The sequence below is a fragment of the Nonomuraea sp. NPDC003201 genome (assembly GCF_053590415.1).
Map to the genome: position 1 here is coordinate 1 of NZ_JBSFTC010000052.1, position 13,309 is coordinate 13,309.

The window sequence follows — 13,309 nt, forward strand, 5'->3', positions numbered from 1 at the left end:
GCGAGGGCCGGGCGGAGCCGGCGGCCGCGGCTCGTGTGCGTCGGCAGGCTCGTCGCGCACAAGCGGGTGGAGCTGCTGCTGGAGGCCGTGCCCGAGCTCAGGAAGCGCTGGCCGGACCTGGTCGTGGACGTCGTCGGCAGGGGGCCGGAGGAGGCGCGGCTGCGCGCCGCGGCGCCCGAGGGCGTCGTCCTGCACGGCTACCTGACCGAGGAGGAGAAGGAGCGGCTGGTGTCCGCAGCCTGGCTGCAGGTCAACACCTCTCAAGGCGAAGGGTGGGGGCTGTGCGTGCTGGAGGCGGCCGCGTTGGGGGTGCCGACGGTGGCGTACGACGTGGACGGGCTGCGGGACGCGGTGCGGCCCGGCGAGACCGGCTGGCTGCTGCCCGAGGGCGCGGACCTGGCCAAGGGCATCACCGCGGCCCTCGACGAGCTCACGGTGGCCTCCGACACCTATAGCGCGAAATGTCGGGAATGGGCGGCTCAGTTCTCCTGGGACGGCAGCGCCGAGCGGCTCTCCGCCCTCGTCCGCCGTCCCCCCGGCGCTCCCGCCACCCCTGTCGTCCTTGAGTGGGAGGAACGGTGACCGAGCGGGCCAGGCACCGGCTCTGGCTGGCGATCTGCTGCCTCGGCTTCGCCGTGCTGTCGTTCACCACCAAGCCCGGCAGCATCATCTCCGACACCAAGCTCGACCTCGCGCTCAACCCGATCGGCTGGCTGGAGCGGGTCGCCCACCTGTGGGACCTCCAGCACTTCGGGCAGCTCCAGAACCAGGCCGCCGGCTACGTGTTCCCGATGGGGCCGTTCTTCGCGCTCGGCGAGCTGGCCGGGCTGGACGCCTGGGTGACCCAGCGGCTCTGGCTGACGGCGCTGCTCTGCCTGGCCTTCCTGGGCGTGGAGCGGCTGGCCAGGCAGCTCGGCGTCGGCGGGCCCGGCACCGCGATCGCCGCCGCGCTGGCGTACGCGCTGGCGCCGCGCACGCTGTCGATCCTCGGCGAGATCTCGATCGAGTGGCTGCCCGCGGCGATGCTGCCGTGGATCCTGATCCCGCTGCTCACCGCCGCGGAGACGGGCCAGCGCGCCCGCGGCGCGATCAGGTCCGGGCTGGCCGTGGCGCTGTGCGGCGGCGTGAACGCGGTGGCGGTGCTGGCCGTGCTGGTCGCCCCCGTCGTCTACATCCTCACCCGGCCGCGCCCGGTGCCCCGCTGGCGGCTGCTCGCCTGGTGGACCGGCACCGTGTCGGTGGCCACGCTGTTCTGGTGGCTGCCGCTACTGCTGGTGGGTCGCTACGCGTTCTCCTTCCTGCCGTACACCGAGACCGCCTCCACCACCACGCAGGTCACCTCGCTGACGAACGTGCTGCGCGGCGCCTCCGACTGGGTGCGCTACCTGACCATCAACGGCGTCGCCACGCAGCCGCCCGGGTACGAGATCGCCACCGCGGCCGTCATGGTCCTGGTCACGGGCCTGCTCGCCGCGCTCGGCCTGGCCGGGCTGGCCCGGCGCGACCTGCCCGCCAAGGGGTTCGTCGTCACCCTGTTCCTGATCGGCACGGCGGCGCTGGTCGCCGGGCATATGAGCGCGCTGGAGCCGGTCGTCGCCGAGCCCGTGCGCTGGCTGCTCGACGGGCCGCTCGCGCCGCTGCGCAACCTGCGCAAGTTCGACCCCCTCGTCCGGCTGCCGCTGGCGCTCGGCCTGGCCCACCTGCTGGCCCACGTGACGGCCCGGGCGCGGCTGCCGATCCGGTCGGTGGCCGTGGCGACGCTCGCCGCGCTGGTGCTGCCGGTCTTCAACCAGGGCCTGGCCCCGCCCGGCGAGTTCAAGGAGGTGCCGCTCTACTGGCGGCAGGCCGCGACGTGGCTCAACCAGAACGCCGGCGACGACGGGGTGCTCGTCGTGCCCGGCTCCAAGTTCGGCGAGTACCTGTGGGGCCGGCCCATGGACGATCCCCTGCAGCCGCTGTCCGCCGTCCGCTGGACCGCCCGGCAGGTCACGGCGGCCGGTTCCGTGGGCATGACCAGGCTGCTCGACGTCATCGACCAGCGGCTCACCGCGGGCCACGGCTCGGTGGGGCTGACCGAGGTGCTGCGCAGGATGGGCGTGCACTACCTGCTCGTCAGGAACGACCTGATGCGGGCCAACCTGCAGGGAGCCTGGCCGTCACGCGTCTACGAGGCGCTGCGCGAGTCGCCCGGCATCACCAAGGTCACCTCGTTCGGCGGCGAGGTGGGCGACACCGGCACCGACGACGCCATCGAGTCGGTGGACTGGCCCTTCCCTGCGCTGGAGCTGTACAAGGTGTCGGAGAGCACCGACATGGTCAGCGTGGAGCCCGCCGCGGACGCGCTGGAGGTGCGCGGCGGCCCGGACTCGCTGCTGACGATGGGCGACCTCGGCCTGCTCGGCGAGGGGCCGGCGCTCGTGAACGGCGACGGGGCCGACTCCGGCCTGCCCACCGTGGTCAGCGACGGCCTGCGGCTGCGCGAGCGGCAGTTCGGCGAGATCAGGTCCAACTGGTCACCCACCCTGACCGCGGACCGGCGCGACGACTTCACCGGCGTCAAGGAGCTCGACCTGCTGGAGGACGGCTGGCTGGAGGAGACGGCCACCGCCGAGTACGACGGCATCGCCGACGTCACGGCCTCCTCCTCGGTCGCCGACGCGGACGCCGTGCCCGGCCTCAGCACCCCCGGCCGCGGCCCCTGGGCCGCGCTGGACGGCGACCTGGACACCGGCTGGGAGAGCGGCGGCTGGAGGCGGCCGGAGAACGAATGGCTCCGGATCGACCTCCGCCAGCCCCGGGAGATCCCCCGGCTGCGGGTGACCTTCACCAACAACCTGCTGATCAGCCAGTCGGTCAGGAAGGTGGCCGTGGAGACCGAGAGCGGCCGGCTGGTGCAGGACGTGGCCAGGACCAACGACGCTCAAACGCTCCGCGTCCCCGCCGGGCCGACGAGCTGGGTGCGGATCAGGGTGCTGGGCACGTACAACGCGGAGTGGAGCTTCGTGCAGCGGGTCGGCATCACCGAGGTCGCCATCCCCGGGGTCCTGCCCGGCCGCACCATCCGGATGCCGGGCCGGGACGGGGACGTCTTCGTCATGGACCGCGGGCTGGACGAGCGGCCGCGCTGCATGCGCAACTGGGCCCGCTGGGTGTGCAACCCGCTGCTGGTCAGGTCGGGGGAGGAGGGCGCCGGGTTCGACCGGACGTTCACCTCCGACTCCGGCCGGAAGACCACCCTGCGGGGCTCGGCGGTGCTGCGGGACGCCGCGCTCGTCGACCGGTTCACCCGGCTGAGCGGCGACCTGACCACGGTGACCGGTTCGTCGGCGATGAGCAAGGACGCGGTGATCGCGCCGAGGTCGGCGTTCGACGCCGACTCCGCCACCACGTGGGTGCCCGCGCCGGAGGACGCCGAGCCGACGCTCACGCTGGGCTGGAAGGGCCGGCGGACCGTCTCGCAGATCCAGGTCGCCCGCCCCGGCGGCGACCGGCAGGCCCTCGACGTGGTCGTGACCGGCGCCAAGGGCGAGGTCCGCGGCGGCCGGGTGGACGCCGGCGGGACGCTGCGGTTCAAGCCGCTCACCACGACGAGGCTGAAGCTGCGCTTCTACCCGGCCTCGCGCCGGCTCCAGGTCACCGAGCTGGTGATCCCCGGCGTCAGCCCGGCGAGCCGGCCGGCCGGGCCGCAGTTCCGGCTGGCCTGCGGGCTGGGCCCGACCCTCCAGGTGAACGGCGCGGCCGTGAAGACCAAGGTCACCGGCGTCTATGCCGACCTGCTGGAGGGGCGGCCCGTGCAGATCACCGCGTGCGACCGGGTCACGCTGCGGGCGGGGGACAACCGGGTGCGGGCGGCCGGCTGGGAGCCGTTCGCGGTGGAGAACCTCGCGATCGGCGCGTTCCCGCCCCGGCGCGAGGCCGTGGAGAGCTCCGCCGCCCGCGGCGCCTGGTCCTCCGTCGAGCGCGAGGTACGGGTGAGCGCGCCGGAGGACTCCTTCCTCGTGGTCAACGAGAACTTCAACGCCGGCTGGCGGGCCGAGCTGGACGGCCGGCAACTGCGCCCGATCCGGATCGACGGGTGGAAGCAGGGCTGGCAGCTGCCCGCGGGCACCGCGGGGACGGTGCGGCTGACGTACGAGCCCGACCAGCCCTACCGGCTCGCGCTCGGGCTGGGCCTGGCCGGCATCGCGCTGCTCGCGCTCCTCTCCCTGGTGATGCACGGACCCCGCCCCGAGCACGTCAAGGAGACCGCCGCCGCGGCGGAGTCGCGGCTGTCGCGCTGGCGGGTGCCCTACGTCGTGGTGCTGGGCCTGGCGTTCGGCGGCTGGGTGGCGAACTGGCCCGGCATGCTCGTGGCGCTCGCCGCCGTCGTGGCCACCCTCTGGCTGCGGGTACGCCGGCCGCACACGCACTGGGCGACGGCGGGCCTGTTCGGCGCGGCGACGCTGGCGCTGGCCACCGGGGTGTTCCTGCGCAACCGGGGCGTCGACGTCGATCCGCTGCTCGACCAGGTGCCGCAGCTCCTGTCGTGCGCGGCGATGGGGTCGCTGTTCGGCCAGCTCGTCACGGCGCCGGAGCCGACACCGGAGCCTGAGGTTCCGGCCGAGCAGGAGGTGCTGACCGCCACCGGCGGCTGAGCCGCAGCGCGTTCTCCTCGACGAGGTGGTAGCTCACGGCGCTCACCAGCAGCGAGCCGACGAGCGTGGGCACCGCCACGCCCACGAAGTCGCCGCTGAACACCGGGCGGCCGGTGAGCTTGTAGAAGAGCGTGATCACCGGCGCGTGCCACAGGAAGAAGCTGTACGAGATGCGCCCCAGATAGGCGGTCACCGGGTTGCCCAGCACCCGGTGCGGCAGCGTGTCGCGCCGGGAGGCCAGCGCGAACGGGGCCACCAGCAGCACCGCCACCGCCGTCTCCAGGACCATCCGCCACAGCGACTGCGACAGGCTGGGCAGCGTGAGGGTGCGCGGCCCGGCCAGGTCCGTGCTCAGCACCGCGAACGCCAGCAGCGCCAGCACCAGGAGCTGCGGCGCCAGCGCGTCCACCGCCTCGCGCCGCTTGATCCACACCGACAGCACGGCCATCGCCATGCCGGCGGCGAAGAAGATCAGGTGGTTCGGCAGCCACAGCGCCAGCTCCGGCTGGTCGAGCACGTGCGAGACGACCACGCCGGCCAGCGAGATCACCGGGAGCACCGCGATGCCGCCGAGCAGCCGGAGAGGCCGGTTGCCGCCGCGCGCCCACCGGTGCAGGAGCCAGGCGAGCACCGGCAGGACCAGGTAGAAGGCCATCTCGATGGGCATCGTCCACATCTGGTAGAGCCCGTCGGGCGCCCGCCCCTGCTCGAAGTAGTTCTGCAGCAGGAACAGCCACTTGAGCCAGCCCGTCCAGTCGAGCTGACCCCAGGCCCAGAGCGCCACCGCCGTGACCAGCCAGTAGGCGGGCAGCACGCGCATCGCCCGCCGCCACAGGTAGCGGCCCACCCGCGGCGACGGCGCGTCCTCCAGCACCGCGCGGGCCCACGGCCGGTAGAGCAGCAGCCCGGACAGCAGGAAGAAGATCGGCACGGCGATGCCGAGCCGGGACGTCATCCAGGCGAACATGCCCTCCTGGTAGATCATCCCGGTGTTGCCGCCCACGTGCAGGACCCAGACGCCGAGCGCGGCCAGGGCCCGGATGCCGTCGAGCGCGGCGTCCCGCTGGGTGCCGGGGCCTTCTACGGCGGCCGTCACCCGAGTTTCCTGAGCACCAGGACGAGGTTCCACGTGACGAACTCCCGGACGACGGGGACCTTGACCAGCGGACCGCACCACCACGGCAGGTAGCGCGGGAAGGCGGCGACCAGCTCGACGTCCCGCGCGGACCGCGCCCAGCGCAGGCCGTGCGCGACGGAGACGGGGAAGAGCGAGCGCCCGTAGCGGTTCTTGGGCTGCCTGCCGTGCACCCGCGCGTACCGGCGGGCGGCGTGCTCGCCGCCCAGATAGTGCCAGGGCGAGGTCTCGTGCCCGCCCCACGGGGAGAGCCAGTTCGTGTACGCGAGGAAGATCACCCCGCCCTCGCGGGTGACCCGGGCCATCTCGGCCGCCATCCGCCACGGGTCCGGAACGTGCTCCAGCACGTTGGACGAGAAGCACACGTCGACCGACCCGTCGGCGAGCGGCAGCTCCAGGGCGCTGCCCAGCACGCCGGAGCCCGGTGCGCCCTGGCCGGTCAGCTCTCCCGCGTCGACGTCCACGCACACGCACCGGGCGCCGGCCCGCCTGAAGGCGTCGGCGAAGTAACCGGGGCCGCCGCCCACGTCGAGCACGGTGGCGCCGGCCAGGGACACGCGGTCCGCGAGCTGGGCGGCGGTGTCGGTGGCGAGGGTGGTGTAGTACGCGTCCGGCTTGGCCTGCTCTGTCCTGAACGCGCGGAACAGCCGGATGGACCTGGCCAGATCGGCACGCATGCCCACGACTCCGTCCCGTCGAGAAGACACCCAGAATAGAACGCGTTCCGATGCCTGGGTACAGGCAATCGCCGGGGGCGTCAAGAGAGCGGTCGTCGGACAGGGTATGGTCGGTGCGCCGACGGTCCTTCGTAGAACCTGTTCCGATTTGTTACTCGGATGTGGCTGTGAAGACGTCTCGCCGGATGCTACTTTCCAGTAACGATCATGTTACGTACATCACACGCGCGACTTGAAGTCCGGGGGGCGGGGCGCTGAGTATGTAACCGGTTCTCGCACCTTCGACGCCAGGAGGATCTTGAATGCAGCGCACACCTGTACTCGTTCTCGTCGCCGTTGGTGCGTTTCTGGTGGTCCTCGCAGGAATGGTGAAGTTCTGGGCGGCGGACCGGATCATCTCCGCGCCGGCGGGCCAGTACAACACCGTCGAACTCGAGGCCCCGTCGTCCCAGTACTTCTCCGTCGCCGACGGCAAGGTGCTGACCGCGAACCTCAAGATGCTGGTCACCACCCGCGGCGACGTCTCGCAGGCCACCGACTCGCGCGTCGTCTGGGACGAGTTCACCGTGGTGGACGACGTCACCAACAACAAGCCGCAGATCAACATCTCCGAGCGGCGCAGCGCCTTCGACCGGCACACCGGCGTGGGCGTCAACTGCTGCGGGGTGAGCGTCAACAAGGAGCCGGTGACCCTGGAGGGGCAGATCTACCTGTTCCCCTTCGGCGTGGAGAAGAAGACGTACAAGTACTTCAACCAGACGGCCAAGCACGCCTTCGACGCGACGTTCGTCGGTGAGGACACCGTGGACGGGCTGCCCGTCTACAAGTTCCAGCTGAAGGTGCCGCCGACCAAGATCGCGACGCTGAGCGCCCCCGCCTCGATGATGGGGATGACGGGGACCGGTGACGTCCAGGTCGACCGCTGGTACGAGGGCGTGGACACGTACTGGGTGGAGCCCACCAGCGGCGCGCCGGTCAAGCAGGAAGTGAGCAGGAACGAGACGCTCAAGAGCCAGGACGGGGTCGAGCGGGCCAAGGCCCTGGTCGCCACCGCCTCCTTCACTCCGAAGACCATCTCCAACCTGGTGGCCACGGCCAGGGACGCCAAGAACCAGATCACCCTGGTGAAGACCACGATCCCCATCGCGCTGCTGGCGTCCGGCCTGCTCGCGTTCGGCGCCGCGCTGGTGGTCGCCCGCCGCCGCACGCCGCGCGCCGTCGTCAAGGAGCCGGTCGACGCGTAACGGCTGGAACAGGTTGCAGTTCGGCCCGGCTTGCGCGAGCAGCCGGGCCGAACTCGTGACTAGAGCAAAGGTTCTAGAGTAGAACGCGTTGCAGTTCGCTGGTTTCGCGGCTTATGGTCGGCTCATGCGGACACGTGTCACGGACATGTTCGGAATCGAGCTCCCGATCTTCGCCTTCAGCCACTGCAGGGACGTGGTCGCGGCCGTGAGCCGCGCCGGCGGCATGGGTGTGCTCGGTGCGCTCTACTTCACCCCCGAGGAGCTCGAGACCGAGCTCAAGTGGATCGACGACCACGTGGACGGCAAGCCGTACGGCGTGGACGTCGTCATGCCCGCCTCCTACGAGGGCGCCGACTTCGCGCCCGAGGAGCTGGTGGGCCGCCTGCAGTCGATGATCCCCGACGGCCACCGGGGGTTCGTCGAGAACCTCCTGGCCAAGCACGGGGTCCCGCCGCTGTCGTCGGACGCCGACCCCGGCAAGGTGCTGCTCGGCTGGACGGACGCCACCGCGCGCCCCCAGGTCGAGGTCGCCCTGCGGCACCCCATCGCGCTGCTGGCCAACGCGCTCGGCCCGCCCCCCGCCGACGTGGTGGACCTCGCCCACGAGCACGGGGTCAAGGTCGCCGCCCTGGCCTCCACACCCCGGCACGCGCTCAAGCAGGTGGAGGTCGGCGTGGACGTCGTGGTCGCCCAGGGCACCGAGGCCGGCGGCCACACGGGCGAGATCTCCACCATGGTGCTGATCCCGCAGGTGGTGGACGCGGTGGACGTGCCCGTCCTGGCCGCCGGCGGCATCGGCAACGGCCGCCAGATGGCGGCGGGGATGGCGCTGGGCGCCGAGGGCGTCTGGACCGGCTCGCTCTGGCTCACGGTCGAGGAGGCCGACACCCCGGAGATGGCCAAGCGCCGCATCCTGGAGGCCACCTCCCGCGACACGGTCCGCTCGCGCAGCTGGACCGGCAAGCCCGCGCGGCTGCTCAAGAACGCCTGGACGGAGGCGTGGGAGTCGGAGGAGTCGCCCGGCACGCTGCCGATGCCCCTGCAGTTCATGCTGGTGTCGGACGCCCTGCGGCGCATCGGCCGCTCCGACGTGTCGGACCTGGCCACCTTCCCGGCCGGCCAGGTCATCGGCATCACCAACCAGGTCCGCTCGACCAAGGACGTCATGTTCGGCCTGGTGGAGGAGTACGGTGAGGCGCTCGACCGCCTGGAGCGCCTCACCGGCGACTAGCGCGCGTGGTAGGTCGGGGGGCGCTTCTCGCGGAAGGCCCGGGTGCCTTCCTTGGCGTCCTCCGACCCGATCACCGGCCAGCCGATCTCGTCCGACACCTTCAGCGCCTCCGGCTCCGGCATGCCCAGGGTGTCCCGGTACGTACGCAGGATCGCCTGCACGGAGAGCGGCCCCGAGGAGACGACGTCCTCGGCCAGCTCCCGGGCCGAGGCCAGCGCCTGGCCGTCGGGCACCACGCGGTTGACCAGCCCCATGGACAGCGCCTCCGCCGCCGTGATCGGGCGGCCGGTCAGGAGGAGGTCCATGGCGTGGCAGTACGGGATCTGCCGGGGCAGGCGTACGGCGCTGCCGCCCATGGGGAAGAGCGCCCGCTTGGCCTCGAACAGCCCCAGCGTGGCCGACTCCGCCACCACCCGCAGGTCCGTCCCCACCAGCAGCTCCGTGCCGCCCGCCACCGCGTAGCCCTCGACCGCGCTGATGATCGGCTTGGTGGGCAGCTCCTCCCTGAGCAGGCCCTTCCAGTGGAAGTTGGGGATCTGCGCGGCCCTGGCCTGGACCTCCGGGTCCGTGGACGGCTGCCCCATGGCCTTGAGGTCGGCCCCCGCGCAGAACGTGCCCTCCGCGCCCGTCAGGATCGCCACCCTGATCCCGGCCTCGGCCGACGCGTACGCCCATGCCGAGGCCAGGCCGATCAGCATGTCCGAGGAGAGCGCGTTGCGCGCCTCCGGCCGGTTCATGGTGACGATCAGGACATGGCCGTCTCGTTCGATCCGGCAGTGGGGAGTGCTGATCGGCAGGAGCTCCACGTACGCCTCCGAAGTGTCTAATCAAGCGCTTGCTACGAACTTCGGCCCCAGGATACGCTCCCAACAGCAAACGAGAACAGGTTCCTGTTTTGCTCGCGCCACGAGGGAGTGCAGATGGGCACGCTCGGTTTCTGGAGGCTCGCGCAGGCGGATCCCGAGTGGATCGCGGCCGTGGACCCCGACGGCACGGAGCATCGCGCGGGCGATCTGCTCGCCCGGGCCAACCGCCTCGTCCACGGCTTACGCGGGCTCGGGCTCCAGCCCGGTGACGGCATCTGCGGCCTGGTGCCGAACGGGGCTGACGGGCTCGTGCTCTATCTCGCCGCCATGCAGGCCGGCTGGTACTACACCCCGGTCAACTGGCATCTGACCGGCCCCGAGATCGCGTACATCGTCTCCGACAGCGAGGCCAAGGCGTTCTTCGTGCACCCCCGCTACCTCGAGGAGGGCGCCAGGGCGGCCGAGGCCATCGAGCCGCACCGCCGCTTCCTCGTCGGGGAGGGCCCCATAGAAGGCGGGGCCGATGGCTTCCGCCAGGTGAGCGAGCTGACCGACGGTCAGCCGGATACCGCGCCCGAGGACCGCACCGCGGGCGCCACCATGCACTACACCTCGGGCACGACCGGCAAGCCCAAAGGGGTCAAGCGTCGGCTGAACGGCCTCGATCCGGACGACTCCGCTGAGCTCATGACGTTCCTGCTCGGACTGTTCGGCATCACCCCGGGCCGCCCCAACGCCCACCTGGTCACCTCCCCGAACTACCACACCGCGGTCACCCAGTTCGGCGGCACCGCGCTGCACATGGGCCACACGCTCGTCTACATGGACAAGTGGGACGCCGAAGAGCTGCTCCGGCTCTGCGAGCGCCACGGCGTCACGAACTCCCACCTCGTCCCGACCCACTTCAAGCGGCTGCTCGCGCTGCCGGAGGAGACCCGGACCAGGTACGACCTGTCCTCGCTCAAGTGGATGATCCACGCCGCCGCCCCCTGTCCGGTCCCGGTCAAGTGGGCGATGCTCGAGTGGTGGGGCGACTGCGTGTACGAGTACTACGCGGCCACCGAGGGCGGCGGCACCCTGGCCACGCCCGAGGACTGGAAGGCGCATCCGGGCACGGTCGGCAACGCCTGGCCCATCAGCGAGCTGCTGATCGCCGACGATCAGGGCGAGCCCGTGCCGACCGGCACCGCCGGGACGATCTACATGAAGATGATGGGCGTCCCGTTCGAGTACAAGGGCGACCCCGCCAAGACCGCCGCGAACCGGCTCAAGGAGTACTTCACCGTCGGGGACATCGGATACCTGGACGAGGACGGCTTCCTCTACCTCTGCGACCGCAAGGCCGACATGATCATCTCCGGCGGGGCGAACATCTACCCGGCCGAGATCGAGAACGAGCTCATGATCCACCCGAAGGTGGCGGACGTGGCCGTGTTCGGCATCCCGGACGAGGAGTGGGGCGAGCAGATCAAGGCCGTGGTCGAGCCCGCGCCGGGCGTCGAACCCGGCACCGAGCTGGCCCGCGAGCTGCTCGCGTCGCTGGAGGGCCGCCTGTCCAGGATGAAGTGGCCCAAGAGCGTCGACTTCATCGCCGAGATGCCCCGAGAGCCCAACGGCAAGCTGCTTAAACGCAAGCTCCGCGCCCCGTACTGGGAGGGACGAGACCGTGCCATCTGATCCGCTGGTCGCCCAGCACGTCCTGGAGTTCCCGGGCGGCTACACGAGAACCACAGGCCCCGTGATCGGCCGGTTCCTGAGCGAGTTGCGCGGCCGGCGCATCGTCGGGGTGCGGACGAACGAGGGCAAGGTGCTCGTGCCGCCCCTGGAGTACGACCCCGCGACCGGCGAGCCGGTGACCGCCGAGTACGTCGAGGTCGGCCCGGCCGGCACGGTCACCACCTGGGCATGGGTGGACGAGCCGCTCGAAGGCCACCCGCTCGACCGCCCCTTCGCCTGGGCCCTGATCAAGCTGGACGGCGCCGACACCGCGCTGCTCCACGCCGTGGACGCGGGCAACGCCAAGGCGCTGGCCGTGGGCGCGCGCGTCTGGCCGGTCTGGAGCGACCGGCCCACCGGCCACATCCGCGACATCTCCCATTTCGCCCCCGAGGTCACGAAGATCGTCTCCAACGTGCGCGCCGAATACCGCCTCCAGGCGGGCGGCGCGCTCCGCGTCTTCCTGGAGGGCGTCCGGCGCGGCGTCTTCCTCGGCGGGCGCTGCGAGACCTGCGACAAGGTGTACGTGCCCTACCGCCAGTCCTGCCCCGAATGCGGAAGCGGCATCGCGGAGACGCTCGAACTGCCCGACACCGGCACGATCACCACGTTCGCCATCAACAACCTGCCCGATCCACGGGCCCCGCAGGTGCCGTTCGTGTCGGCGTACATCCTGCTCGACAACGCCGATATCCCCATGATCGCGCTCATCGGGGACGTACCCGCTCACGAGGTGCGCCAGGGCATGCGGGTCAGGGCGGTCTGGGTGCCGGAGAGCGAGCGTACGGCGTCAATGTCGAACATCCGCTGGTTCGCCCCCACCGGCGAGCCCGACGTGGAGCTGTCATGAGAGATGTCGCGATCGTCGCGTTCGCCCAGACCCGGCATACCGACCACGACGCCGGGCAGACCGAGCCCGAGCTGATCCTGCCCGTGATCGACGAGGTCAAGGAGCGCACCGGGCTCAAGAGGTTCGGCTTCACCTGCTCCGGCAGCTGCGACTACCTCGCGGGCGCCCCGTTCTCGTTCGTGTCGGCCCTCGACGCGCTGGGCGCCTGGCCGCCCATCTCGGAGAGCCACGTGGAGATGGACGGCGCCTGGGCCCTGTACGAGGCGTGGGTCCGGCTCCAGCACGGCGACATCGACTCGGCCCTGGTCTACGGGTTCGGCAAGTCGTCGCTCGGCGACCTGAACACGATCATGACGATCCAGCTCGACCCCTACTACCTGGCGCCGCTCGGCCTCGACCTGCTCTCCTACGCCGCTCTCCAGGCCGGCGCGGTCGGTGCGGACCGCAAGGAGCTCGACGAGATCGTCCGCAGAAGCCGGGCGGACGGGCGGGCCAACCCATACGCGCTCGACCTGCCCGATCCGGACGGCGAGGACTTCGCGGTGCAGCCGCTCAAGAAGACGGACGTGCCGCCCACCACGGACGGCGCGGCGGCGATCGTGCTCGCGGCCGGTGACCTGGCCGGAGAGCTGTGCCCGAACCCGGCCTACATCAGGGGCATCGCCCACCGCATCGAGCCCCACTACCTGGGGATGCGCGATCTCTCCGCGTCGGCCTCCGCGGCCGACGCCGCACGGGCGGCCGGGGTCGGCAAGGGGCCCGTCGAGGTGGCCGAGCTGCACGCCCAGTTCCCGCACGAGGAGATCATCCTGCGCCGCGCGCTGGAGTTGCCCGGCGAAACGGTGATCAACCCGTCCGGCGGCCCGCTGGCCGCCAATCCCGTCATGGCCACGGGCCTCATCCGCATCGGCGAGGCCGCGCGGCGCATCCTCGACGGCGACGCGAGCCGCACCGTCGGGCACGCCGCGGGCGGGCCCTGCCTGCAGCACAACCTCGTCACCGTATTGGAGGCCTGA

At 71.6% G+C, this 13,309-nt stretch carries 10 protein-coding genes; 7 read left to right on the plus strand and 3 right to left on the minus strand.

Translation table 11 applies throughout. The features are described 5' to 3' along the window. Both ACWDX9_RS20485 and ACWDX9_RS20490 read left to right on the plus strand, forming a co-directional pair. On the plus strand, positions 1–582 hold a 582-nt coding region (locus tag ACWDX9_RS20485; protein WP_449956119.1), incomplete at its 5' end, for a glycosyltransferase family 4 protein. Then, entirely contained in the window at positions 579–4,634 is a 4,056-nt protein-coding gene (locus tag ACWDX9_RS20490) for an alpha-(1->3)-arabinofuranosyltransferase domain-containing protein (protein ID WP_449956121.1), read from the plus strand. The genes ACWDX9_RS20485 and ACWDX9_RS20490, both read left to right, overlap by 4 nt. On the opposite strand, the gene ACWDX9_RS20495 is transcribed toward ACWDX9_RS20490, so the two are convergent. Then, on the minus strand, positions 4,561–5,730 hold the full coding sequence (locus ACWDX9_RS20495) for an acyltransferase family protein (RefSeq protein WP_449956123.1): 1,170 nt from the start codon (positions 5,728–5,730) through the stop codon (positions 4,561–4,563). The two genes, ACWDX9_RS20490 and ACWDX9_RS20495, sit on opposite strands and share 74 nt — an antisense overlap. Then, complete coding sequence (locus tag ACWDX9_RS20500) at positions 5,727–6,446, minus strand: methyltransferase domain-containing protein (RefSeq protein ID WP_449956126.1); 720 nt, start codon at positions 6,444–6,446, stop codon at positions 5,727–5,729. The genes ACWDX9_RS20495 and ACWDX9_RS20500 overlap by 4 nt, the downstream gene beginning before the upstream one ends. A 302-nt stretch (positions 6,447–6,748) precedes the next feature. Between ACWDX9_RS20500 and ACWDX9_RS20505 the strand changes: the two genes are divergently transcribed. Both ACWDX9_RS20505 and ACWDX9_RS20510 read left to right on the plus strand, forming a co-directional pair. Continuing rightward, positions 6,749–7,690 carry a DUF3068 domain-containing protein gene (locus ACWDX9_RS20505; protein ID WP_449956129.1) on the plus strand — a complete coding sequence of 314 codons (942 nt, stop codon included), beginning with the start codon at positions 6,749–6,751 and terminating at the stop codon, positions 7,688–7,690. Positions 7,691–7,814: 124 nt separating this feature from the next. Continuing rightward, positions 7,815–8,921 (plus strand): NAD(P)H-dependent flavin oxidoreductase, encoded by a 1,107-nt coding sequence (locus ACWDX9_RS20510; RefSeq protein ID WP_364244026.1) that lies wholly within the window; start codon positions 7,815–7,817, stop codon positions 8,919–8,921. Here ACWDX9_RS20510 and ACWDX9_RS20515 read toward each other — a convergent pair. Next, positions 8,918–9,727, minus strand: a complete 810-nt coding sequence (locus tag ACWDX9_RS20515; protein ID WP_449956132.1) for a crotonase/enoyl-CoA hydratase family protein — start codon at positions 9,725–9,727, stop codon at positions 8,918–8,920. The two genes, ACWDX9_RS20510 and ACWDX9_RS20515, sit on opposite strands and share 4 nt — an antisense overlap. 114 nt (positions 9,728–9,841) lie before the next feature. On the opposite strand from ACWDX9_RS20515, the gene ACWDX9_RS20520 reads away from it, so the two are divergent. The 3 genes from ACWDX9_RS20520 to ACWDX9_RS20530 are packed head-to-tail and all read left to right on the plus strand — an operon-like array spanning position 9,842 to position 13,309. Continuing rightward, positions 9,842–11,404, plus strand: coding sequence for an acyl-CoA synthetase (locus ACWDX9_RS20520; protein ID WP_449956135.1), 1,563 nt, complete (start codon positions 9,842–9,844; stop codon positions 11,402–11,404). After that, positions 11,394–12,293, plus strand: a complete 900-nt coding sequence (locus ACWDX9_RS20525) for a Zn-ribbon domain-containing OB-fold protein (RefSeq protein ID WP_449956138.1) — start codon at positions 11,394–11,396, stop codon at positions 12,291–12,293. The genes ACWDX9_RS20520 and ACWDX9_RS20525 overlap by 11 nt, the downstream gene beginning before the upstream one ends. Then, the gene (locus ACWDX9_RS20530; protein WP_449956141.1) at positions 12,290–13,309 is read left to right on the plus strand and encodes a thiolase domain-containing protein; all 1,020 of its coding nucleotides are present in this window, start codon (positions 12,290–12,292) and stop codon (positions 13,307–13,309) included. Before ACWDX9_RS20525 ends, ACWDX9_RS20530 begins: the two co-directional genes overlap by 4 nt.

Bases quoted from the DNA above. Each gene is read 5' to 3' on its own strand.
- ACWDX9_RS20520 (WP_449956135.1), top strand. From the start codon at position 9,842: ATGGGCACGCTCGGTTTCTGGAGGCTCGCGCAGGCGGATCCCGAGTGG.
- ACWDX9_RS20500 (WP_449956126.1), bottom strand. From the start codon at position 6,446: ATGCGTGCCGATCTGGCCAGGTCCATCCGGCTGTTCCGCGCGTTCAGG.
- ACWDX9_RS20530 (WP_449956141.1), top strand. From the start codon at position 12,290: ATGAGAGATGTCGCGATCGTCGCGTTCGCCCAGACCCGGCATACCGAC.
- ACWDX9_RS20510 (WP_364244026.1), top strand. From the start codon at position 7,815: ATGCGGACACGTGTCACGGACATGTTCGGAATCGAGCTCCCGATCTTC.
- ACWDX9_RS20505 (WP_449956129.1), top strand. From the start codon at position 6,749: ATGCAGCGCACACCTGTACTCGTTCTCGTCGCCGTTGGTGCGTTTCTG.